The organism is Lacticaseibacillus daqingensis (genome assembly GCF_003946115.1).
Classification (GTDB): Bacteria; Bacillota; Bacilli; order Lactobacillales; family Lactobacillaceae; genus Lacticaseibacillus; species Lacticaseibacillus daqingensis.
This window is the reverse complement of the sequence record NZ_RHOH01000001.1, coordinates 509,554-532,199: the sequence shown is the minus strand read 5'-3', so window position 1 is coordinate 532,199 and position 22,646 is coordinate 509,554. Positions and strand designations below refer to the sequence as shown.

The 22,646-nt window shown below is 56.7% G+C and carries 20 protein-coding genes; 1 reads left to right on the top strand and 19 read right to left on the bottom strand.

The window, feature by feature from the left end; genetic code table 11:
- The 15 genes from EKM88_RS02170 to trpS all read right to left on the bottom strand — a co-directional run.
- Positions 1 to 4,799, bottom strand: a 4,799-nt coding sequence (locus tag EKM88_RS02170) for a MucBP domain-containing protein (protein WP_191988703.1), incomplete at its 3' end; no start/stop codon positions are given.
- Between the two features lie 401 nt (positions 4,800 to 5,200).
- The gene (gene nagA / locus EKM88_RS02165) at positions 5,201 to 6,361 is read right to left on the bottom strand and encodes an N-acetylglucosamine-6-phosphate deacetylase (protein ID WP_125702625.1); all 1,161 of its coding nucleotides are present in this window, start codon (positions 6,359 to 6,361) and stop codon (positions 5,201 to 5,203) included.
- Positions 6,362 to 6,514: 153 nt separating this feature from the next.
- Positions 6,515 to 6,895, bottom strand: a complete 381-nt coding sequence (locus EKM88_RS02160; RefSeq protein ID WP_164511972.1) for a PTS sugar transporter subunit IIA — start codon at positions 6,893 to 6,895, stop codon at positions 6,515 to 6,517.
- Between the two features lie 29 nt (positions 6,896 to 6,924).
- Positions 6,925 to 7,731 carry a PTS system mannose/fructose/sorbose family transporter subunit IID gene (locus tag EKM88_RS02155; RefSeq protein ID WP_125702621.1) on the bottom strand — a complete coding sequence of 269 codons (807 nt, stop codon included), beginning with the start codon at positions 7,729 to 7,731 and terminating at the stop codon, positions 6,925 to 6,927.
- Positions 7,718 to 8,620, bottom strand: a complete 903-nt coding sequence (locus tag EKM88_RS02150; protein WP_125702619.1) for a PTS mannose/fructose/sorbose/N-acetylgalactosamine transporter subunit IIC — start codon at positions 8,618 to 8,620, stop codon at positions 7,718 to 7,720. Before EKM88_RS02150 ends, EKM88_RS02155 begins: the two co-directional genes overlap by 14 nt.
- Before the next feature lie 12 nt (positions 8,621 to 8,632).
- Positions 8,633 to 9,115 carry a PTS system mannose/fructose/N-acetylgalactosamine-transporter subunit IIB gene (locus EKM88_RS02145; protein ID WP_125702617.1) on the bottom strand — a complete coding sequence of 161 codons (483 nt, stop codon included), beginning with the start codon at positions 9,113 to 9,115 and terminating at the stop codon, positions 8,633 to 8,635.
- Positions 9,116 to 9,318: 203 nt separating this feature from the next.
- Positions 9,319 to 10,494, bottom strand: a complete 1,176-nt coding sequence (locus EKM88_RS02140; protein WP_125702615.1) for an SIS domain-containing protein — start codon at positions 10,492 to 10,494, stop codon at positions 9,319 to 9,321.
- Between the two features lie 63 nt (positions 10,495 to 10,557).
- Entirely contained in the window at positions 10,558 to 11,292 is a 735-nt protein-coding gene (locus tag EKM88_RS02135) for a GntR family transcriptional regulator (protein ID WP_125702613.1), read from the bottom strand.
- A 317-nt stretch (positions 11,293 to 11,609) separates the two neighbouring features.
- Entirely contained in the window at positions 11,610 to 12,428 is an 819-nt protein-coding gene (locus EKM88_RS02130) for an HAD-IIB family hydrolase (protein ID WP_125702612.1), read from the bottom strand.
- Between the two features lie 417 nt (positions 12,429 to 12,845).
- The gene (gene lepB / locus EKM88_RS02125) at positions 12,846 to 13,460 is read right to left on the bottom strand and encodes a signal peptidase I (RefSeq protein ID WP_125702610.1); all 615 of its coding nucleotides are present in this window, start codon (positions 13,458 to 13,460) and stop codon (positions 12,846 to 12,848) included.
- A complete protein-coding gene (locus EKM88_RS02120; protein WP_125702608.1) occupies positions 13,457 to 14,830 on the bottom strand; it encodes an MATE family efflux transporter in 1,374 nt (457 codons plus the stop codon). Before EKM88_RS02120 ends, lepB begins: the two co-directional genes overlap by 4 nt.
- Positions 14,831 to 14,988: 158 nt before the next feature.
- Positions 14,989 to 15,834 (bottom strand): TPM domain-containing protein, encoded by an 846-nt coding sequence (locus EKM88_RS02115; protein WP_125702606.1) that lies wholly within the window; start codon positions 15,832 to 15,834, stop codon positions 14,989 to 14,991.
- 12 nt (positions 15,835 to 15,846) lie between these two features.
- Positions 15,847 to 16,431, bottom strand: coding sequence for a LemA family protein (locus EKM88_RS02110; protein WP_125702604.1), 585 nt, complete (start codon positions 16,429 to 16,431; stop codon positions 15,847 to 15,849).
- Positions 16,432 to 16,682: 251 nt separating this feature from the next.
- A complete protein-coding gene (locus EKM88_RS02105; RefSeq protein WP_125702602.1) occupies positions 16,683 to 17,144 on the bottom strand; it encodes a Dps family protein in 462 nt (153 codons plus the stop codon).
- Positions 17,145 to 17,272: 128 nt separating this feature from the next.
- A complete protein-coding gene (trpS, locus tag EKM88_RS02100) occupies positions 17,273 to 18,289 on the bottom strand; it encodes a tryptophan--tRNA ligase (RefSeq protein WP_125702601.1) in 1,017 nt (338 codons plus the stop codon).
- Between the two features lie 332 nt (positions 18,290 to 18,621).
- Here trpS and EKM88_RS02095 point away from each other — a divergent pair, with 332 nt between their 5' ends.
- Positions 18,622 to 18,828 (top strand): LBP_cg2779 family protein, encoded by a 207-nt coding sequence (locus EKM88_RS02095; protein ID WP_125702600.1) that lies wholly within the window; start codon positions 18,622 to 18,624, stop codon positions 18,826 to 18,828.
- A 34-nt stretch (positions 18,829 to 18,862) separates the two neighbouring features.
- On the opposite strand, the gene EKM88_RS02090 is transcribed toward EKM88_RS02095, so the two are convergent.
- Genes EKM88_RS02090 through EKM88_RS02075 form a run of 4 tightly spaced genes read right to left on the bottom strand, consistent with a single transcriptional unit; the run spans position 18,863 to position 22,633 of the window.
- Complete coding sequence (locus tag EKM88_RS02090; RefSeq protein ID WP_125702599.1) at positions 18,863 to 19,342, bottom strand: PTS sugar transporter subunit IIA; 480 nt, start codon at positions 19,340 to 19,342, stop codon at positions 18,863 to 18,865.
- A 27-nt stretch (positions 19,343 to 19,369) separates the two neighbouring features.
- On the bottom strand, positions 19,370 to 20,104 hold the full coding sequence (locus EKM88_RS02085; protein ID WP_125702598.1) for a MurR/RpiR family transcriptional regulator: 735 nt from the start codon (positions 20,102 to 20,104) through the stop codon (positions 19,370 to 19,372).
- Between the two features lie 19 nt (positions 20,105 to 20,123).
- Entirely contained in the window at positions 20,124 to 21,488 is a 1,365-nt protein-coding gene (locus EKM88_RS02080; protein ID WP_125702596.1) for a class II fumarate hydratase, read from the bottom strand.
- Positions 21,485 to 22,633, bottom strand: coding sequence for an NAD(P)-dependent malic enzyme (locus EKM88_RS02075; RefSeq protein WP_125702594.1), 1,149 nt, complete (start codon positions 22,631 to 22,633; stop codon positions 21,485 to 21,487). Before EKM88_RS02075 ends, EKM88_RS02080 begins: the two co-directional genes overlap by 4 nt.
- Positions 22,634 to 22,646 lie beyond the last annotated feature (13 nt).

The window sequence follows — 22,646 nt, the reverse complement described above, 5'->3', positions numbered from 1 at the left end:
CTACCTTCATTGCCTGCTTCAACCCAGACTTGATAAGCGCTCTTCCCGTCCGCACCTTTCAGCGCTGCCAGGAAGTCTTCTTCCGTCTTGTCTGCATTTTTGGGATCAGATGATTGCCACAGCTCAAAGGCGCTTTGACCATTCGTACCTGCGGTACCTTGGTCACCCTTGGCCCCAGTGTCACCCTTATCACCTTTTTCACCCTTCAGGCTAGCGATGAAGTCTTCCTCGGTCTTGTCCGCGTTACCGTCCAAGCCCTGCCAGATCTCAAACGCACTCTTCCCATCCAGGCCGTTCAAGAAGTCTTCTTCATTACCTTCATTGCCTGCGTCAACCCAGACTTGATAAGCGCTCTTCCCGTCCGCACCCTTCAGTGCTTTCAGGAAGTCGGCTTCCGTCTTGCCTGCATTGTCAGGATCAGAGGTCTGCCACAGCTCAAAGGCGCTTTGACCATTTGTACCTGCGGTACCTTGGTCACCCTTATCACCTTTTTCAATGACGAAGGAGGAACCGTCAGTCAGGGTGACGGTCACGTTACCGTCCGCATCCTTGGTTTGGCTCTCAATGCCGATGCCGTCTTTCCCGTTGACGATGTCATAAGGGGTGCCGTCAACCGTCAGGGTATAGCCGACAGTCTGGCCATCCTCGACCTTCGGAGTCACGCTGATTTCAGAAGTCGTGCTTGGTAGGGTGAGGCTTGAACCGTCGCTGAAGTCAATAATGACATCACCATCATCGTCAACCGACTGGCCGGTCACGGTGATTGCTTCACCTGTATCGCCTTTATCTCCTTTTTGACCGTTCAGGATCGTGTAAGTCCGGCCATTCAGCTCGAACACATAGCCTGCGACCTGACCGTTTTCGTCCATGCTCGGGGTTACGGTTGGGGTTTCACCATCGTTAATGGTGCCAACGATCTCACCGTCCATCAGAATATTGTAGCCGATGGTTTCATTGTTCTGATCCAAAATCGGTTCAAAGACGGGGACAAGCGCGTCCTTCGGCTTGGCCACGTAAATGACCCAGATGTTTTGCCCCTGCGTGCCAAAGGCCTTGTCACTGTTACTGTCATCGGCCAGGTTATTGATCTGGCCGCCGTTGATGTCTGCGGTGGCATAGTAATACAGGGTCCCAGTGTCTAAGGTCCCGTTCGCATCGTCCAGGTCAAAGTCTGCACCGCTAACGGTTTCTGGCACGTCGTAGTCGTACACATCCCCGATGGCACCGGAAACGGTGACCGGATCAAGCAACTCGGTGCCGTCCACGTTTTGATAAACGTAGTGGACGGTCCCTGTTCCGGTTTCAGCCACGGCCTTGTTGAAGGTCACGGTGACAGTGGCGGTCACATCGGTGTCTTTTTCAACCGACAGCATCAGCGTTTCGGTCTGCTTAATCGAGACCCCGTCGTCGTCTTGCGTGTTCTCGGTGACAGCGTTAGGGGTCGCCGTGTAGCCAGCCTCGTTCGGGATCACAGTCTGATAGCCCCCAACGGCAACCCAGGCCCCATAGGAGACAACGGTGCCACTCACGTCGTTCTCATCCGTTGTGTAGGTCCGGGTATAAAGCAGGTCTTGGGTATCAAGTGCGGTGGTTGCACCGTCCTTCACGCCCTTGACCGTCACGGTGAGCGTCTTGTGCGTGCCGTCGTAATATGGGTCTTGCGGGTCATTTGGCGCCTCATGCTCAACGAGCTTCGGTTCAACTTCGTCCTGCGTGTAAACAACGGTCACGACCGCTTCGCCGTCAACAGCTTCTTTCGTGTTGATCATCTGGCTAAGCGTTGCGTCAATCGACGGGCCCGCTTCTGTCGCGCTGGTGCTTGTGACGGTTGCGGGTGTCGCCGTATAACCGGCAATGACTGCCGGGGTGTACGTCTGATAGTCGGTCGTCTTCGTCCACTCGCCATAGTCCGTGGCTTCGTTAGACGACCCGTTGGCATCAAATTGGTACTGACGAGTCAACTCAAGCGTCTGTGTGTCAACCGCCTTGGTCGTCTCGCCGTCCTTCACCGTGTTGACGGTCACCGTCAACGTCTTATGGGTCTCGGCGTAAAGCGGGTCACTCGGATCATCCGGCGCATCGTGCCACTGAAGGTCCGGCGCAACAGCCGTGTAGTTCACGGTGCGGGTGACCGTGTATGGGGTTGCCGTCATTGAGCCAACGTTCACTGGCTGTGCACTCGTCACGTTCGCCGCACCGAGGCCACCGGACTGAATGTCGGCCGACGTAATGTCTTGGTTCGTCCCCGTCAAAAAGCGCCCAGTCGCCCCGCTAACAGTTGGAATGTTGGTCTGATTGTCAACCAAGGCCGCGATGAGGACCGTGTCGTTGCTCCCACCGACACCGGATGGGTCGGTTGTCCACGGCGTATAGGTGACCTTATCATTGGCATCAGTTGTCGCCGTCCGGTACACCGTCACGTCAGACACATCGTCTTTTTCGCTCGGCAAGCCCGTGAGACCCGCATCGCCGGTGTACTTCACGTTCACCGTCACGGTCGCGATTAAATCTTTTTGCATCGTGCCGGTCGGGTCGCCAAGCGTGCCCGGATCATCCGGGGTGAACACCGTCTGCTTGTCCTTAATGTAAACAAGTTGCAGCTTGTCGGCCGTCTTGGTGAAGGTGTACGGCTCAGTCGTCAGATCCGCCTTCAGCGTGTAGCCGGTAACGGTCTTGTTGATGGCCGCCTTGGTCCAGTCAATTGCCGTCCCTGCCTCACCGGTCAGGGTGTAGGCCGACTGACCATCCGTGTTCTTCAGGGCGTTGCCCGATTCATCGACCAGCGACACGGTCAGGGTGCCATTGGCAATCTTTTCGTACTGAATCTTGAGCAGGTTTTCGCCATCCGTGACCGTGTAGTCACTGGTCGTCGGGTCGCTGACCAGCGTGTAACCCGGCACATCTTTGTCAATAGCGACCGTGCTGAGGTCGACGACATCCCCGACCCCGATTTCACCCGCCGCAGTGCTGTCGAAGGTGTACGTGGTTTCTTGGTCAGCCAAGTCTAGGACCGAGCCATTGCTGTCCACCAGCTCCACGGTCACCGCGGCCTTTTTCTTGTAAAAAATGACAACCGGCTTATCGTCTTCAGCGATGGTGTGCGCGGCCAGGGTGTTGTCTTGCACCAAGACGTACCCGTCAATCGTCTTATCGATGCCGAGCGCCGCAAAATCAACGGTGTCGCCCAGCGCCCCGTCATACGCGTATTCGGTTTGCTTATCCGTCTCAACGGCCTGGTTGGTCGCCTGATCGATCAGGTCCACCACGCCTGAGCCCTGTTTCTTCTGGTAGGTCACCACGAAGACCAGGTCGTTGTTATCCCCCATGTAGAATGAATCTGGGGTGCCGGCCACAACCGTGTAGCCATCGACTTCAAACCCTGGCGCAAAATCCGGGTGATCCATGTTGAACTTGGTGTTGTACACGGCCGGACCGAGCACGTACTCGGATTCCCCCCGCACGTTGGTCACCGGATTACCGTCTTCGTCCACGAGCTTGACCGTTGCGGTGTACTTGATGTCTTTGTAGTACACCGTGACCGTCTGCGGCTGGTCGCTAAACGTCAGCGTTTGCGCAGTCCCATCGCGACTTGAGTCCAGCGTGTAGTGTTCAAGCGTCTTATCGATGCTGGAAAAATCAACGGTGTCTCCCAGGTTACCGGGGAGCTTGATGTCGGCTCTGAGGATGTCCTCCGGATCGTCCTCGTTGGCGAACTTCACCGTCACCGGTGCAGCGGCGGACTTTTTGCCGTGATAGGTGATGGTAATGCTGTGGATGTCACCGTCCAAAAAAGTGCTTGGCTTCGTCATGCTAAAGCCACTCATCAGCTTATTCAAGCTCGCAAAATCGGTCGCCCCTTCAGTTGCAGTCTGAATATCCCCCGCAAGCATACCCGTATCAGAGAGCTCTGTCTCACTCGCGGTGAAGGCGTAACCGGCCGGCGGATTGTACGGCGTAAAATCAATCTTGCCCGTCTCATCTATGTTTTGCGTTTGCGCAGTGCCAGCGATTTCCCCGTTTTCATCTAGGTAGCGGTAGTTGACGGTCAGTGCGTCTGTTGCCGGCGTGACCGTTCCGGTATCGCCCGTATCGCCTGTGTCACCGGTGTCACCGGTGTCGCCCGTGTTGCCGGTGTCACCGGTATCACCCGTGTCCCCAGTGCCATCCGTGGGTGTTACATCCCCGTCGTTATTCGACACAATTGCATCACCCGGGATTGTTGGCTTCTGGGAAAGAGGCTGCACGTACACCTCCATCTGGCCCCCGGTTTCGCCAAATATCTCAGTCAGTGTGTCCGCCGGGATCTCGTACTTGAAGCCCTGGGCCCCTGTGACATGGGTACTTTTATACGTGCCAAACCATCCCGTCACGGTGTCGACAATCGAAAAATCTAATCGGATGCGCTCAGATTTTACCCCTGTCGCGGCATTGGCGATCGAAATATCTTCCCACAGTACTTCCGGCGGCAAACCGTCTACGGTAACGGTGACCGGTTGATGGATATCAATATGCCCAGAACCATCATCGATCCCTTGAACCGTCACGGTCGCGTGAACCATGACGCCATTAATTAGATTTCCCAAGTCCACCGGCCGCGATTCAGACGTTATCGGATCACCCTTGGCCGCCCGGACCACCTGAATGCCCGAGTCGCTGATCAGACTGGTGCCAACCACGACCCCTGTCCCGATCATCGTCCCTGCAAACATGGTGAACGCAAATCGCCAAAACTTCCCGGCCTTATACATCCGGTAGTTCTTGGCGGTTGGATTCGTACTCCTTAACTGCTGATTTCTCATAGTGCCCTCCTGTCACAGTATCCCCACTCAACTATGGCCAGGCCTACACATTACCTAATTTAATTTTCGGATTACTACACTCTTATTGAACCCAGTCTACCGACAGTAGTTACGTCTCGCAACCATTTATCAAAACAGTGATGAAACACTACGATGTAAACGCCTTGGAATCAGCCATTTCAGGCCACATTCAACTTTTGAAAATTCCGTTTATATTTTTTGTGACGGTACCATTAGACAAAATATGTCATCTTTTCGGTCTCTTTTTAGCGTCAATAATATGTCAAATAAGCATTGAAAATTTTTCCCTCACTGAGACGCCAAAAAGCCCGTCACGGGTTAGATGATGCATCTAACTCGCAACGGGCGATTCAGCCGTGCATTAGAGGTTGCAGTGTGGCCTAAGCCTGGTAGCGGGAAACGCCGTCCAGGTAGGTTTCGGCCAAGGTCATGTTGTCGTTCAAGACGATGAAGTCAGCGTCACGACCTGGCAGGATCGCGCCACACTTGTCATCGATCTTGGAAGACTTGGCTGGGACGTATGCGGCCATCATGATGGCCGCTTCCGGGGTCACGTCGTTCCAGTCCACAACGTTCTTGATCGCGTCGTTGAGCTTGAGGATGGAGCCAGCCAGGGAGTGCGCGCCGTCCTTGAGGCGGGCGGTCCCGTTCGCAACAACAACTGGGAATTCACCCAGCATGTAGTCGCCGTCTGGCATCATGCCGGCCTGCATGCAGTCGGTGATCAGAGCGATGTGTTCTGGGGTCTTTTCCTTGATCAGGGAGCCGACCACTTCTGGGCGCACGTGGTGGCCGTCGCAGATCAGTTCATCGTCAACGATCTGCATGTACATTGCGGCGCCGACCATCCCAGGTTCGCGGTGGTTGAGGCCAGACATGCCGTTGAAGGTGTGGCAGAAGACGGTCGCCCCGGCTTCGACACAGGCCTTGGCCTGTTCGTAAGTGGCGCTACTGTGACCCAGGGCAACAGCCTTGCCGTCTTGGCTCATGTGCTTGGTGAATTCAACCGCACCGTCGCGTTCTGGGGCCAGGGCCATCTTTTGAAGCAAGCCCTTGGCACTCTTTTGCCATTCGTCATATTCCTTGATGGAAGGATCACGGAAGTACTTCGGGTTCTGGGCGCCCTTGTGCTCTTCGGTGAAGAATGGGCCTTCGAAGTAAATGCCCTGGATCTTCGCCCCGGTTTCTTCGCCGGCGTGGTCACCGATGGTCTTGCAGACGTCGTTCAGTTGTTCGAACGGACCGGTCAGCGTGGTTGGCAGCCAGCTGGTGACCCCACAGCTCAGCAGACCTTCAGACATCTCATTGATGCCGTCCCAGTCGTTGTCCATGACGTCATGGCCCAAGGAGCCGTGAATGTGGGTGTCGACCAGACCTGGGGCGATCCATTGCTGCCCGTAGTCCTTGATCTCGCCTTCCGGCTTCTTCCCGTATGATGGGATAAAGTCGCCGAACTTGCCTTCATCGGTGACTTCAAGCCAACCGCCGTTTTCGGTTGTGTTCTTCAGGAAAAACTTCGCAGCATGAATGTAGTAGCTCATTACATGATCTCCTTATCGTCTTTAAGTTATCCGTTTTCATTACCCAGTGTACCACGTGCGGGCCTAGTGGTCTAGGCCAACCGTGGCGATTCTCATCTCGCAAGCGAAAGAAAGAGGCCCTGAGCGCACGCCCAGAGCCTCCCCAATTTTATCTTAGGACAGCATATCGTTCACGTGAACGATACCGGCCTTCGCGTCGTCAATGATGTTCGGGGTCATCCCGATCATTTCCCCGTTGATGAAGCTGATGATCATCGGCAGGTTCATCCCAGCATACAGGTCAAAGGACCCTTTGCCTTCCATCAAGATCCGTGCGACTACATTGCAAGGCGTACCGCCCATCAGGTCTGCGAACACGGTGAAGTCGCTCAGGCCTTCAGTCGTCTTCTCGAACTTTGCGCGGAAGTCTTCCGGACCATCGCTTGGCAGCAATTCCACTGTGTGGATGCCGTCTTGCGGGCCCATGATCATTTCTGCGCTTTTCTTCAGTTCCGTACAGAACTGACCGTGACTTACCAGTACCAATTCACTCATAATATCCGTCCTTTATCTAAAATTGTCGATTAACCCTTGGCGATGATGCCAAGCGCGCCCAGTGCGATCGCAAGGATCAGCACGATGAAGATGGCCTTCGTGGAGGTCATACCCTTCTTACCAAGCATCCAGTAAACGAAACCGCAAAGGAGTGCTGGGAAGAGACGAGGCAGGATCATGTCCAGGTTGTTTTGGATGTTCAAAGGAACAGAGCCAACGACTGGTGCCCAAGCAAACTTGACGTTGATCATGGTTGCGACCAAGGCGCCGACCATGAACACACCCATCAAGGAAGCGGCATCGGTCAGGGCATTCAGCGTGTGCTGCATGTTCGTAACCAGGTTGACCCCTTCTTTGTAAGCGTACTTGAGTTGAACCCAACGGAAGACGTCAACCGCAACTTGCGCCGCGATCCAGATGAAGATCCCGATCGGGTTCCCATTGGAGGCCATGTTAGCAGCAATCGCACCGAAGATCGCAGGAACCAGCGCCGCGAAGATGGAGTCCCCAATCGCCGCGAAGGAGCCCATCAAACCGGCTTTCAACCCGGCAACGGTATCCTTACCCTTGATGCCCTGTTCTTCTTCGATCGCCAAGTCGATCCCGGTGATGATGGTGTTGAAGAAGTTGGAAGTGTTGAAGAACTGCGTGTGCGTCTTCATCATTTCCTTCAGTTCTGGAGTGTTGTCCCCATAAATCTTACGCAGTTGTGGCAGGATGTGGTACAAGTACCCTGACCCCTGCATCCGTTCGTAGTTCCAGCCCAGTTGGAAACCGAACAGGGAACGTTCATTGATCTGCTTGAAGTCTTGGTCATTCAGCTTATAGTTCGTCATCTGTGATTTCCCCCTCGTCTGAAGTGTTGGCTTGCTTTGCGGCAGCCACTGGCGCTGCTTTCAACATTTCAGCGCTGTGGTTGTAGGCAATGAGTGCCAGTGCCAGGCCGATGAACGCAATGGCCAGCATGGACAGGCCATTGAAGGTGTTCAACCCCGCCGCAACCTTAGGCGCAGCTGCCAGCGCGGTCCCGATGTTCTGAATGGAGCCGAACAGCGTGGTCATCAGGCTGGTGATGGTGAAGCCAAGCAGCAAGTAAGCGATGTGCTTCTTAACTGGCAGGTAACGAAGCAAGATGGAGAACCCAACGGCTGGCAGAACGGCACCGGCAACGGAGAGCCCGTCGCCCAGCCACTTCAGTGGGCCGTTGATGTATTCAACGATGGTGTTCACGAACCCACCGCCAAGGGCCAGGCCCAAGCCAACAGGGATCATGCGAGACAGTGACCAAGGCAATGCCCCAGCCAGGAAGTTGCGCTCGATGGCGCTGTAGTTTTGGTCTTCAACCAACTTGTCGATGCGGTGTGCAAAGAACGTGTTGGTGAAACGCGCCAAGATATCGGTGTAGATCATCAAAGCAGCAACTGGCACAGCCAGTGCGGTGATCGCCTGTTCTGGCTTCATGCCCGTCCCAACGGAGAAGGCAACCGCCAGCAGGGTCCCGGAGTTCGCGTCGATCTTGGACGCCCCACCGAAGGTCCCAACACCCAAAACAGTCAGCTGCATCGCAGCCCCGATGGTCAACCCGACCTTCATGTCACCCATGACCAAACCAGCGAAGAAGCCGGCAAAGACTGGGGCAGACATGGAAGAGTAGATCTGCAATTCATCGAGGATCTGATACCCTGCGTACAGCGTCAAAAGAACAATTTGCCACCATGCAATCATTCGTTATTCCTCCTATCCCTTTTTAAGCAGGCTCATGAAGTCCTTGGAATCGTCAGCTGGCACCATCTGGGCGGTCAGCGTAACGCCAAGGTCATTGAGCTTGTTGAACGCTTCGACGTCCGCGTCAACGACGTTAATGGACTTCGTGATGGAACGGGTCTCATCGGTTTGAGACATGTTCCCAACGTTCAGTGACTTGATCGGCACCCCTTTTTGAACCAGTGCCAAGAACGTTTCAGGCTTCTTCGCCACCACGAAGACGCGCTGAGAATCGTACTTGCCAGCCAAAATGTGGTCAGCCGCCGTGTCAATATCGAGAACAGACAGCTTTACGCTGGCAGGTGCTGCCATGCGCAGGCCGCTCTTTTCGATCTTGCTCTTGGAGACTTCGTTGTCCACGACCATGATACGGGTCGCTTGGAGCTTAGTGGTCCAAAGGTTTGCAACTTGACCGTGTACCAGACGGCCATCGATGCGTGATGCAATAATTGCCATAGTTCATACCCCCTAAGTGTATAAATGCTCGCCGATAATAATGGCATTGGTACCTGAGTAAAAAAATGTTACTGCTTACAATTTGCCGTAGCCCGAACACCGGGCGCTGGCGTAGCGGGTGTTGCCACCCCCAAAACAGCACACTTCAGACTGTCTGTTGAAGCGTGCTCATTTGGAGGCGGCAAGCGCCGCCGTAAAGGTCATTAGCCTTCGTAGTCGTGCAGGATAACCCCTTTGACCACCCGGTTAACGGTCCCGGTTGGGCTTGGCGTATCTGGCAGGTTGTTCACTTTGATCGAAGCCAGCAGGGCCAAGGTCTGCGCAAACATCACGTCTGGCAGGGCCTGGTAACCTTCTGGCAAGGCTTGATCGCCGGTGGCAAACAGGAAGCTTTCACCGGAGAAGTCGTTGGCTTGTGACGTGCCGATCGCAACGATGCGCTTGGCGATCTTGTCGCCGTTGATCTCTTCCATCACATCCACGTCGTACTGACGGGTGTAGGCATCGTTGGACAAGAAGTCGAAGACCAGGGTGCGGTCGTTGACGAAGGACTTCGGACCGTGACGGAAGCCCATGGAGGTGTCGAAGATCGTGGCCAGCTTACCGGCAGTCAGTTCGAGCACCTTCAGCTGCGCTTCACGCGTCAAGCCACCCAGCGAACCGGAGCCAAGGTACGTGATGCGATCGAAGTCTTCATCCACCAGGTTCTGGATCTCAGCTTCGCGGCTGATAACTTCGTGACCCATTGCCACGATGGTCTTCAGGTAGTCCGCCTTCTTGGCCTCATCGGTCTGGTCGAAGGTGAGCATCGCGGTCAGGGACATGCAGGAGAAGCTCCCGGTCATGGCAAAGCCCTTGTCGTTGGAGCCGGCCGGCTGCATCAACAGCAGGTTGTCGGCTTCACCTTCCGCCTTGAGGGCGAGCTTGCCATCTGGCGCACAGGTGATCGTGATCTGGTGCAGGTTCTTCACCACTTGCTCAGCCAGCTCAACTGTCTTCACGGATTCTGGGGAGTTCCCGGAACGGGCGAAGGAGACGAGGATGGTCGGCGTGTTTTCTTCTAAGTAGTCGTAAGGTGCGGACACAATGTCCGTCGTTGCGATCGATTCGAAGCGGAAGTGGGCGCGGTCCCCATGCTTTTGCAGGTAAGGGGTCACCGTGTCACCGGTGTAAGCACTCGTCCCAGCGCCGGTAAAAATGACACGAACCACTTGGCCGTTCGCCGCGGCGATCACCTTGGCCAAAAAGGTGTCAATGTCGGCCTTCTTGGCCGTGTAATTGTCAAACGCTTCTTGCCACAGTTCTGGTTGCTGCTTGATCTCTTGGGTCGTGATCTGAGCGCCCATGCTGGTGAGTTCTTCTACTGATTTCTCAAACAAGATGATTCCTCCTCGAATCGCTGCGGGAACCCCGCGAGTTGCTGATATTGATTGGGCTGCCACTCAGGTGGTCGTCCCATTTTGACTATGATGGTACCGATAAACGAACTGGTCGGCGCGGGTGATGCTGAGCGTGAACTCGACGATCTCGCCGTTCGTGCCGGTGGTGGTGCGCTGAACGCTCAGGCTCGGCGACCCGTATGGCACCTTGAGCAGGTGTGCATCATTGACACTGGTGAGACTGGCGAAGAAGGCTTCCACGGCGTCTGACACCGCACAGCCGTACTTCGTCTGCATCACGTGGTACAACCCGTCTTGCTCGATGGCCTTGGCAGAGAGCTTGGGGAACCGGTCAGCGGGCAAAAAGGTCCGCTCAACCATCAGGGGCACGCCGTCCGCACTGCGCAAGCGCTTGAGCTTGTACGTTGGCGTCCCCAGCGGCACGTGCAGGTGGCTGACGATGTACTCGTTGGCCGGAAACTCCTGCAGGTACAGCACCTTGCTTTCGGGCGTGCGGCCCTGATCGGCCATCTGCTCGGTGAAGCTGTAGGTCTCTGCCAGGTCTGTTGGCTCCGCCACTGGGTTGGCCACGAAAGTGCCGCGCCCGCGACTGCGGTAGATCACCCCGGTCATTTCCAGCTTAGACAGTGCGGCGCGAACCGTGTTACGACTGACCCCATAGCGTTCGGCCAGCACCCGCTCAGCGGGCAGCTTGCTGTGTGGCGCCATGTTGGTGCGGATTTGCTCTCGGAGCAAATCGACCAACCGATCGTGCAGCGGCTGATCCTCGATTGCCATTCGCGTCCCTCCCTAATTGGTACCAACCACAGACAGTGTAACCGCTGCCCCAAACGATGTCAACCGCACCAATTCGTTGATTCAGCGGCCTTTGTAGCCGTTTCCAAAATTGGCCTAGTGAAATTGGTTGCACCGTTTTCAAAAAGTAAATTGTGACAACCACGCCCCTTTGATGGCGATTTTAACCCCAAATTAATCCTCAGTCGTCTCCGTGGTACCCCCGGCTTATTGACGCCGGTACACCACGGAAAAAAGCCCAAAAAAAGCCCAGAAATCACGCTAATAATAAGATTTTAATGAGTAACTGACCTATTCCCTCAGTCAAACACCATCTGCGCCAGTGTCGTCACAGGGTTCTCATCATTCGTGACCGGAAGCACCAGCCCAACAGCGTCCTTCACTGCCGGGATCGCATTGGCCACTGCCACGCCCAGGCCCACTGCCGTCAGCATGCTCAAGTCGTTTGCGTTGTCGCCCAGCGCGATAATTTCTGCCGGTGCGATGCCGATCTTAGCGCCCAAAGCAATCGCTGCGCGCCCCTTATCCACGGTGGCGGGATTAAACTCGACGTAGCGGTTGGATGAGTAGGTGATGTTGAGCGGCGTCGGGCACTGCGTCTCAACCGTTTCGCGCAGTTCAGCCCGAACACTCAGATCAAGATTCTGAAAGATCACCTTGGCAATCTGGCGGTCCTGAAAGGCGCTCAGGTCTGTGGCCGGGATCTCGGTGAAGGCCACGCCACGGTTGGCCATGTACGCCAACTCATCTGGATTGGGGTTGGCGAGGTACACATGGTGGAAAGTGTACACATGCGCGCAGAACTGCCCCGTCGCCATCGCAAGCCGAAAGATCTGGTCCGCCACCGCCCATGGCAGCGCCTGGGTCATCAGCAGGCGGTTGCCCGCATTCTCGACGATTGCTCCGCCGTTGTACGAGATCACATACTGCCCCGGCTCACCGGCCAGCCCCAGCGTGGCCAAGAGCGGCTGCACGGAGGCAAACCCGCGCCCCGTGTTGGGCACAAACTTCACCCCGGCCGCCTTCAGTCGCTGGATCGTGGCCACGTCAGCCGGCGAAACCGACCCATCGGTGCGCAGCAGACTTTCATCTAGGTCACTGACAATCATTTTATACATCGCGTTTTCCTCGTTTTCACATGATACCGTTAGCATACCACCCAAGGTGAGGCGGGACAAAAGGGACTTGATTTCGTCACAGTTTGATCACAAGTTCACGCTATGCTGATTTTTATAGAAGCAACCTGCTTCTTCCTTCAATCCAACCCCACCCCCCACCGGCCGTCGTGCCGACTTGCGGCCCCCTGTCATGCCAGTGCAGGGAGCCGTTTTTGGGGGATGAAAAAAACCTATGCCCACACTGACGGCGCCAGAGTGATCACACCGTTTCTGGCATCGTGCGGTTCAAAAGCCACCTTGTCGAACGCTTCGCGCAGATCAAATAAGGCGGATGCCCTGACGACCCGAGGTTCGGGTTGGTCAGAACATCCGCCTTTTCTGCTTAGCGCAACCGGGTTCGGGCTCAGCCGACATGATTCAGTCGATGCCGCCCATCCGGTTCAACGGCCAGTAACGCCACTTAACAACGGCCACAATACCGCGTTGCTTGACGAAGCCGAAATTGCGGCTGTCGTAGGAGACGCGCCGGTTATCACCGAGCACAAAGTACTGGCCCGCTGGCACGCGCGCGGCCCCGGTCGCCGCGAGGCTGGTCAGCGAAAAGTCGGTCGTGAAGGCCACCCCTTCTGCCACCTGCTGGTGCTGCTTGGCCCACAGCTTAACGGCGGCCGCCATAAAGGCCGGCTTCAAGTACGGTTGCGCCACGGGCTGGCCGTTGATGACCAATTTCTCGTTGGTGACCTGCACCGTGTCGCCAGGCATGCCGATCACCCGCTTGATGTACAGTCGCTTGGGGTCGTCCGGGCCATGCAGGATCACGATGTCATTGCGGTGCAAGGTGCGCGTTTTGACTGACACGATGCGCTCGCCGGGCTGAAGCGTCGGGGCCATCGAGTTGCCAGTAATGCTGTTATTTTCGAGAAACAAACCAAGAATCACCCGAATTCCAAAAATCACGGCGACAACTGCGATCACCATCAGCATCCACTGCAGCAGTTGGCGCAACTGCCGCCACTCCTTGCGGTGCGTCATACCATTGGGCCTCCCACGTCTTCACCGCGCAGCTGCGCGTCTTCCTTTTGACGAATGCGCCGCATCGTGCGGGTGTACATGCTGACCAGCACAACCACTGAGCCGGCCCACGCCAGCGGATTCGCCATTGAGGCGCCGGCAAAGCCAAACTGCGTGACCAGCACAATGCCGGCAAACGCCCGCATCCCGAGTTCAAAGAACCCGGCCACGGTCGGCACTAAGGTGTGGCCTAACCCCTGCAACAGATTCCGCATCGTGAACAGGATCGCCAGCAGCCAGTACATGCTGGCGTTGTAGTGAAAGTAGGTCTGCGCCAAGGCCGTGACTGCCGGCTGATTAGGCCCAAGAAACAGGTTGACCAGCGGCTTGCCAAAGGCGATGATCAGCGCGCCGAGCCCAGCGGAGATGCCGACATTGAGCAACAGCGTCTGGTGGACGCCTTGGCGAATGCGGCCGTACTCCCGCGCGCCGAGGTTTTGCGCGGCATAAGTGGCCATCGCGACCCCGAACGAGGACGCCGGCAGCGTGGCCAGCTGGTCGATTCGCCCTGCGGCAGTGTATGCCGCCACGGCGTCTGTCCCCAGCGTGTTGAGCATCACCTGCAAGATCACCGCCCCGATCGCGATGATCGACATCGAAAAGCCCATCGGCATCCCCACGACAATGTGGTGGCGGATGTTGGCCCAGTCGATGGCGAGGTCTGCGCGCTGCAGGTTCAGCATCGGGATTTTGCGCCGAATGTAGAACCAGCACAACAGCGCCGACACCACCTGCGCGACCACCGTGGCCCAGCCGGCGCCGGCCACGCCCCAGTGGAAGCCCAAGATAAACGTGAACTCCAGCGCGATGTTGATCACCGTGGCGATGATCAGGAAGAACAGCGGCGTGCGCGAGTCACCGAGCGCACGCATCATGTTGGACAGCAGGTTGAACGCCATCGAGGCAAAGATCCCCATAAAAATGACGCGGATGAACGCGACGGAATCATCGATGATCTCCGCCGGGGTCTGCATCAAGGCCAGCATCGGCCGCGTCAAAGACACCGCCAGCGCCGTCAGGATGACGACCATGCCGATGCTGATCCAGATGCTGGCGCCAAAACTGCGCCGCACGGCCTTCGCATCGCGCGCCCCGTACGCCTGCGCCGTCAGCACCGACAGCCCCGCGGTCAGCCCCTGGGCGAACCCGATGATGAGGAAGTTGATACTCCCCGTGGCCCCGACCGCCGCCAGCGCGTCCTTGCCGATGGTCCGCCCCACGATCAAGGCGTCCATGAAGCTGTAAAGTTGTTGGAACACATTCCCAATCAGCAGTGGGATCGTGAAGAAAAAAACCAGTTTGAGGGGATTCCCCTTTGTCAGTGTGCGCACATGTGCCCCTCCTAAACGAATTGAATCTCGCTACACCTTATCACACTTAACTGGGTGCGTGACCCCTTTTCAGACAACTTATTTAATATATCGATATAAAAATACCCGGTGTCGCGACTGACGCGCACACCGAGTATCCCTGTGTCTCATTATCCGGCCTAGATGTCGGCCCCGCCGCCACCGCTGGAGCCGCCGCCGAAACCACCGCCGCCAAAGCCGCCGCCGTTCCAAGGGCCACCACCGCGGTTGTACGGGCCGCTGCGCCGGCCACTGGACAGCAGACTGCTGAGCAGCCACCAGAGCCACCAGTCGGAACCGCCGCGCCGGCCCCCGCGACCACCGCGCCCCCCACCGCCACCGAGGAAAATCGCCGCGATGACGAGAACGAAGAAGATCCCAACCACCACGCGCAGGATGCCACCGGATGATCCGGACGTCTCTTCCTGATACTGCTGCATCGTGGCATCACTGACGGTGTTGTCATCCGCCGGAAACTTGTACTTTTTGTCAATGACCGTTGCCACCGCGTTGAACACGTTGCGCAGGCCCCGGTTGACCTTGGCCTTGTCGCTGGCCTTGAGCAACGTCTTGTTCTGCGCCAGGATCCGGCCGCTCAAGGCATCGGTCAGCTCGCCTTCCAGCCCGTAGCCGACCTCGATGCGCACGTTTTGGGCGCCATCATTGTCGGCGTACACGATCAGGACCCCGTTGTCGTCGCCTTTTTGGCCGACGCCCCATTTTTCGAACAGGTCCGGGGCGTAGTCGCCGATGGCCCCGTCGCTGGACTTCACCACGGCCACCGCGATCTGCGGCTTTTCGCTGGTCGCCTGATAGGTTCGATTCTTGGCCTGAATCAGGGCCTGCGTATCTGTGTCAAGCAGGTTCAAGCCATCATAAAAGTTGCTGGTCGGCCGGCTCGGTAGGCTGGCCGCCGCCACAGGGGCAGCCTGCCACAGCATGAGTAGAACCGGTAGCAGGCACAGCCACCACGCCTTTTTACGCATATGCGCTCCTCACTAGTCGCCCAGGTCCACCTTCGGCACCTTGTAGGCGCTTGGGTCCGCCTTGAAGGTCGCCTTTTGGCCTAAGCCCATCATGTTGGCAAATAGGTTCTTCGGGAACGTCACAACGCTGGCGTTGTAGTCGCGCACCGCGTCAATGTAGCGCTTGCGCTCCACCGAAATGCGATTCTCGCTACCTTCCAGCTGCGTCATCAGCGTCTGAACGTCGCTGTTGCTCTTCAGGTCGGGATAGTCCTCGCTGATCACGTTGAGCAGCGTCCCCACGCTTTGATTCAAGTCGGCATCCGCGCTGGCCTTCGCCTTCGTGGAGCTGGCGTTGTTGTAGTTGGCGCGCGCCTTGGCGATGTCCGTGAACACCTTGGTCTCATGATTCATTGACCCCTTCACGGCGCTGACCAGGTTCGGCACCAAGTCCGCGCGGCGCTGCATCACGTTTTCCACCTGGCTCCACTGCGCCTCGACCGCCTGGTTTTGCTTCGCCAGACCGTTGTAGGTGCTGATGCTGAAAATCGCCACAAACAGCGCCACAACCCCGATCACAATCCCGGTGATCGCCACCGGACTCAGTTTTTTCTTCATCGTGTTCTCCTTTATGTGCTTCGATACTCTCTATTCTACCATGCCGGGGCAACGCGGCATCAGTCCCAAGGCGGAGCATTTCGGCAAGCACCGTGGCGTGACTGGCCCGGATTTTCGCTGTGAGTACGGTTCAGCGTTCAAGCCACCCGACACACCTAGACCGCACGCACCTAGGGCCGTGGCAATGTTGGGACAACCCACGCCGGTCTGAAAACAAAAAAGGCGCCCCCAACGGCGCGCCCCTTCCCGTATTAAGCTTGCGGTGCCAACCCGAGTTGCGCCTGCAGCATCCAGATGCGCTTCTCGACATCGCGCTTGTAGCCGATGAAGACGTCCTGCGTCGAATCATCGCCTTCTTGGCCGCTGACCTCGATCCCCTGTTGGTAGACCCCCGCCAGGTAGCGGTAGGCGGTCACCAACCAGCCGAAGCGCGTGGCCGTTGAATCCTCAAAGCGGCCCGGCGCACTCTTGATGCCCGTGTGATCGGCCCACTCGGTCAGGGTCGAATACGGGGCGCCATCCAGCGCCACCAGCCGCTCGGATACCACATCCAGCTGATCATCGATTTCTGCCATGTACTCGTCCATCAACGGGTGCAGGGTCAAAAACTCTGGTCCGCGCATGTACCAGTGGGTCTGATGGATCAACACCGACATCGCGCTCAGATCTGCCACCAGCTGGTTCAATACCGCGTTCGTTTGTGTCTCGGTCATGATAATCGCCCTCCTCAAGGTTAGCCTTCAAACAACTAGATTATTTACGATTTTAATTATGCCACAGTGCTAAATGATAATCAATCTAAAAAAGGGAATGTGCGCAAAGTTGCGCCATCCCCTGTCGCTTACTTGAAGTAGTTAAAGCCGATCGCATCGCGTACTTCGGCCAGCGTCTGGTTGGCGACCTCATTGGCCCTGGCAGTGCCGTCGATCAGCACCTGCGCCACGCCGGCCATGTCCTTCGCGTACGCCTCGCGCCGCGTACGGATCGGCGTCAACACCCCGTCCATCACATCGATCAGGTAGCGCTTGAGCTTCACGTCGCCGAGCCCGCCGTACTGGTACTGGGCCTTGAGGTCCGCGACCTTCGCCTTATCCGAAGCAAAAATGTCGAGGTAGGTGAAGACCACGTTGCCCTCGACCTGGCCCGGGTCTTCCACGTGAATGTGGTTCGAGTCGGTGTACATCGACATGATTTTTTGCTTGACCGTGTCCGCGTCATCGGCCAAGTAGATGCCATTGTTCAGGGACTTGGACATCTTCGCGTTGCCATCGATGCCCGGCAGGCGGCCGGAACCCTTCGGCGGGAAGTAGCCTTCGGGTTCGACCAGTACGTCCTTGCCGTAAGTGTGGTTGAAGCTGCGCACGATTTCGCGCGTCTGCTCCAGCATCGGTTCCTGGTCGTCCCCGACTGGCACCGTGTCCGCCTTGAACGCCGTGATGTCTGCGGCCTGAGACACCGGGTAGATCAAAAAGCCGGCCGGCACAGATTCCCCAAACGCTTTTTGCTTGATCTCCGTCTTGACGGTCGGGTTGCGGTTCAGACGCGCCACGCTGACCAGATCCAAGTAGTACATCGTCAGCTCGGCCAAGGCCGGCACACCACTTTGCACCAGGATGGTGGACTTGGTCGGATCGATGCCCACGGCTAAGTAATCCAGCGCGACTTCCATCAGGGAGTTGCGGATCTTCTCCGGGTTGCGCGCGTTATCGGTCAGCGCCTGCGTGTCGGCGATCATGATGAAGTTGTTGTAGTCCCCGGAGTTTTGCAGTGCAACGCGATTTTGCAAGCTCCCGACAAAATGGCCAATGTGCAGCCGGCCGGTCGGGCGATCGCCCGTTAAGAATGTGTGTTTTGGCATGAGGTTTCTCCTTTGATTGGCTAAAAAAAGCCGTCCTCTCCCCATTGCAGGGATAGGACGGCTGTGCGCGGTACCACCTATCTTGCCACAAGTGTGGCCACTTCAGGCTTAAGGCGCACCCACCGTTTCGTCTTCCGCGAGCCAATTCGCGCGCGGCAGCGGTCTCCTTCGCAGTCCTGGAGACTTCCTGAACACTGGTCGCGCGGTACTCATCGCGTGCATTGACGTCTGGTTTCATCTTAGCGAAGGGCGTGCGGGATGTCAAACCGAGGTGCGCGCATTGGTGCCGAAACTAGGCGTAATGAAGATACAAATGCGAGGGAGTTATTGCAATGAGCGAAAAAGAGCAAGTAAACCAGTTTTCTCGGGAGATTATCGACTTCCAGCGTCGAAACAACCTCACCGATACCGAGATGGCGCTCAACAGCCACGTCTCAGTGGAACATATTCACAACATCAAAGCGATGCGTGAAACCCCAGAGCCGTCCGTGGTGGCAAGCCTCCGCGACTACATGGAACACAAACCAAAAGGCAAATAATCAAAAGCAGGCGCCTGTTTTAATGCTTTGCGGCTTACGCGCCGGCTAACGCCAACACCTCATCGCCGTGAGTCACAGCACCCGGCGTCACTGGGGTAAACGCCTTGATTGCATCCATATTGGTGATGACCACAATCACGTCATCGGCCTTGCCCGCTTCTTTGATCAACGCGCGGTCCATGGTGCCAATCGCGTCGCCAGCGGCCACTTCTTGCCCAGCTTCAATCGTCAAAGTAAACGGCGCGCCTTTCAGTTCAACAGTATCAACGCCGAGGTGCACCAAGATCTCGATGCCGCTAACGGTAGTCATTGTGTACGCGTGCTTGGTGGGAAACACCGATGCAATGGTACCGGCAGCCGGCGCAAACAGCGCGTCTTCTTCAGGGCGCACCCCGAAGCCATCGCCCATCATTTTTTGGGAAAACATCGCGTCTGCCACTTGCGTCATGGGAATGGCTTCGCCAGACACTGGTGCCACCAGGGTGGTTTTGGATTTCTTAAAGAAGTTAAACATATGCTTCACCTCGTGATTAGTTTGCGACTACAGAATTTGTTTAATCGTCCCAACCAGCAAATCAATCACCACAAACAGCCCAATTCGCGGAATCGAGTCGTCGGACTTGGTGTTGTCTACCGGCGTGTAACCAAAGAGATTTTTATCCGCCAAAGCGGCCAACTTATTGGAATTAAACGATGTCAGGCTGATGATGTGCGCGCCTTTCATTTGCACCATCTGGGCGGAGGACACAATCTTGGGGGTGTTACCAGAAAGCGAGATATACAACACCGTATCATTTTTGGTGACCAGATTGGTGAAGGAATCAGACAAGTTATAGTCATCGATGAAAAAGCAGTGGATGCCAAGCGCCAGCAACACATGCTCCAAATAATACGCGACGGGTTTGCTGAGGCCGCGCGCCATGATGAAGACGTTGTTGGCTTGGACAATTTGCAAGGCCGCGTCCATCAGCGTTTGTTCATCGAGCAACGCAAAGCTTTTATCGATCACCCCACGTAGCTGATCTTTGACGCTTTTGGTTTCTTGTTGCACCGCTTGCTGCTTGGCGACTTCGACTTTTAGGTGGAACTTCATCTCCCGATAGCCGCTAAACCCTAATTTGTGCGCCAAGTTAATCACCACGGTTTTAGACACAAAGGTGCTTGCGGCGACCTCGTCGATGTTCATCAACGGCAGCTGTTGCTTGTGCTCCATGACGTACGCCAATACTCGGCGTTCGCTTTTGGTCAGGTTCTCGTAGCCTTCCATAATATTCATCGCAATCCCTCCGCCTCCACTATATCATTTTGGCGGGATTAAGCCATTCCTCCAGTTGGGATTGCGACGCGACGCCTAGCGCCACCCCGGCGGCCACCAGCGACAAGTCGTTGGCCTGCGCATATTGGGCGATTTTAGCGGCTTGACTGTAGCCGATCCGCGGGGTCAACGCCGTCACGTTCATTAGCGACTGGGCCACGTTGAAACGGGTGGTGGCGACGTTCAGCCGGACGCCGGCAAGGCACTTGTTGCGAAAAGCCTGCATCCCTTTGGTCAGAAGGCGCATGGCATCCAACACCGAATCGATGATTACCGGTTTGTAAGCGTTGAGTTCGAAGTTGCCTTGGCTGGCCGCCATTTGCACGGTGGTGGTGTGGCCCAGCACCCGGCAGACAATCATGCACAACGCCTCTGACTGCGTCGGGTTGACCTTACCGGGCATGATCGAGCTACCCGGCTCGTTGGCCGGAATCACGAGCTCACCCAGTCCCGCCCGGGGACCACTGGCCAGCCAACGGATGTCGTTGGCGATTTTCATCAAGCCCGTCCCTAAATTACTCAGCGCGTTTTGTAACGCCACAAGCTGGTGGTGGCTGCTCAGCCCCAGCGTTTTCACCGGTTGGCTGGTTAGCGTATAGTGATAGTCTTGCCGCAGCAGTTCGGCGACCTCCGCGCCAAACTTCGCCGGCGCGTTCAAGCCAGTTCCCACCGCCGTGCCGCCGATTGCCAACACCGTCAGCGTTTTGGCAACGGCTTGCAGCTCGGTTTGACTGGCACTGATGATGCCGCGCCAGCCGCTCAGTTGCTGACCAAAAGTCATCGGCGTTGCGTCTTGCAAGTGCGTGCGCCCCAGGCGAATCTCTGCGCCTTGCGTTGCAATCAAGTAGTCGAGCGTTTCTTGCCAGTCAATCAACTGATAAAGCAGCGCATCGAGTTCCCCCAACGCCGCCAGGTGCATCGCTGTCGGAAAGACATCGTTAGACGACTGCGAGCAGTTGACATCGTCGTTGGGGTTCAGCGTCATACCGAATTGCACCTGCGCTAAACGCGCAATCACCTCGTTGACGTTCATATTGGTCTGCGTGCCGCTGCCGGTTTGCCAGATACTCAGCGGAAACTGCGCCGCGTACTGCGGATAGTTATTGCGTAGCGCCGCGCATGCTGCTTGAATCGCCTCAGCTTGCTTGCGTCCCAAGCGTCCGTGGCGGAAATTGACTTGGGCGGCGGCTTTTTTCACCGCTAAGAGCGCACGAATCACCGCCGGGGCGAAGTGGTCTTCGGTGATGGGAAAATTCAGGCGGCTGCGCGCCGTTTGCGGGCCGTAAAGCGCGGTTTCTGGCACCAGCACCGTGCCCAGCGCGTCATGTTCTACCCGATTGGTCATGGCAATGCCTCAATATATTGGACAATGTTGTCCGTCGCATGATCGGCGAACAGCGACGGCAAAATGTGTTCGGCAGACAACGCGGTTTCCGGCACCGAAGCGGCAATTGCCTTAGCGGTGGCCAGCATGATGGCAGTTGACACCGTGCGGGCGCCGATAGCCAAGGTGCCTTTGAACAGTCCCGGGAACACTAAGACGTTGTTGATCTGGTTAGGATAATCCGAGCGCCCCGTGCCCACGACTTCCGCACCGGCAGCTTTGGCCACTTGGTAATCGACTTCTGGCGTCGGGTTAGCCATTGCAAACACGATGGCGTGATCGTTCATCGTCGCCACCATTTCGCCGGTGACGATGTGGCCAACCGATACGCCGATCAAGACGTCTGCGCCGACCAGCGCATCCGCCAAATCGCCAACCACACCGGCAGGGTTGGTGTGCGCTGCCAGCCAGGCCTTGTGCGCCGCCGAATCCTTGCGCTCTTGGGTCAAAATGCCGTGTTCGTCGCACACCAGTATGTCTTTGACCCCCGAGGCCATCAAGATCTTGGTGATGGCAGTGCCCGCGGCTCCAGGCCCGGACACCACCACCCGAATCTGCGCCATGGTTTTATTGACGGCCTTCAAAGCGTTCATCAACGCGGCCAACACCACGATGGCAGTGCCATGTTGGTCATCATGAAACACCGGAATGTCCAGCTTAGCGTCTAGCGCCTGTTCGATTTCAAAACAGCGCGGCGAGCTGATGTCTTCTAGGTTAATCCCGGCAAACCCCGGTGCAATCAGCGCTACGGTGCGGATAATCTCCTCTGGGTCTTTGGTATCCAAACAAATCGGCACGCCGTCTAACCCGGCAAACTGCTTGAACAAAATCGCCTTGCCTTCCATCACCGGCAGTGACGCTTTGGGGCCGATATCACCGAGCCCCAGCACCGCGCTACCGTCGGTCACCACCGCAATCGCGTTGGCGCGATTGGTGTAGGTATCAACCAGCTTAGGGTCTTTGGCGATTGCCAAGCATGGCGCCGCCACCCCCGGCGAATAAGCGAGCGCAAGGTCGTGATAGCCGGCCACCGGCACCTTGCTTTTGCTTTCGATTTTACCCTGATATTGTTCGTGTAATTGCAGCGATGCTTCTTCAATCGTCATCCATTCTCCCTTT

Bases quoted from the DNA above. Each gene is read 5' to 3' on its own strand.
- nagA (WP_125702625.1), bottom strand. From the start codon at position 6,361: ATGAGCTACTACATTCATGCTGCGAAGTTTTTCCTGAAGAACACAACC.
- EKM88_RS02160 (WP_164511972.1), bottom strand. From the start codon at position 6,895: ATGAGTGAATTGGTACTGGTAAGTCACGGTCAGTTCTGTACGGAACTG.
- EKM88_RS02155 (WP_125702621.1), bottom strand. From the start codon at position 7,731: ATGACGAACTATAAGCTGAATGACCAAGACTTCAAGCAGATCAATGAA.
- EKM88_RS02150 (WP_125702619.1), bottom strand. From the start codon at position 8,620: ATGATTGCATGGTGGCAAATTGTTCTTTTGACGCTGTACGCAGGGTAT.
- EKM88_RS02145 (WP_125702617.1), bottom strand. From the start codon at position 9,115: ATGGCAATTATTGCATCACGCATCGATGGCCGTCTGGTACACGGTCAA.
- EKM88_RS02135 (WP_125702613.1), bottom strand. From the start codon at position 11,292: ATGGCAATCGAGGATCAGCCGCTGCACGATCGGTTGGTCGATTTGCTC.
- EKM88_RS02130 (WP_125702612.1), bottom strand. From the start codon at position 12,428: ATGTATAAAATGATTGTCAGTGACCTAGATGAAAGTCTGCTGCGCACC.
- lepB (WP_125702610.1), bottom strand. From the start codon at position 13,460: ATGACGCACCGCAAGGAGTGGCGGCAGTTGCGCCAACTGCTGCAGTGG.
- EKM88_RS02115 (WP_125702606.1), bottom strand. From the start codon at position 15,834: ATGCGTAAAAAGGCGTGGTGGCTGTGCCTGCTACCGGTTCTACTCATG.
- EKM88_RS02110 (WP_125702604.1), bottom strand. From the start codon at position 16,431: ATGAAGAAAAAACTGAGTCCGGTGGCGATCACCGGGATTGTGATCGGG.
- EKM88_RS02105 (WP_125702602.1), bottom strand. From the start codon at position 17,144: ATGACCGAGACACAAACGAACGCGGTATTGAACCAGCTGGTGGCAGAT.
- trpS (WP_125702601.1), bottom strand. From the start codon at position 18,289: ATGCCAAAACACACATTCTTAACGGGCGATCGCCCGACCGGCCGGCTG.
- EKM88_RS02095 (WP_125702600.1), top strand. From the start codon at position 18,622: ATGAGCGAAAAAGAGCAAGTAAACCAGTTTTCTCGGGAGATTATCGAC.
- EKM88_RS02090 (WP_125702599.1), bottom strand. From the start codon at position 19,342: ATGTTTAACTTCTTTAAGAAATCCAAAACCACCCTGGTGGCACCAGTG.
- EKM88_RS02085 (WP_125702598.1), bottom strand. From the start codon at position 20,104: ATGAATATTATGGAAGGCTACGAGAACCTGACCAAAAGCGAACGCCGA.
- EKM88_RS02080 (WP_125702596.1), bottom strand. From the start codon at position 21,488: ATGACCAATCGGGTAGAACATGACGCGCTGGGCACGGTGCTGGTGCCA.
- EKM88_RS02075 (WP_125702594.1), bottom strand. From the start codon at position 22,633: ATGACGATTGAAGAAGCATCGCTGCAATTACACGAACAATATCAGGGT.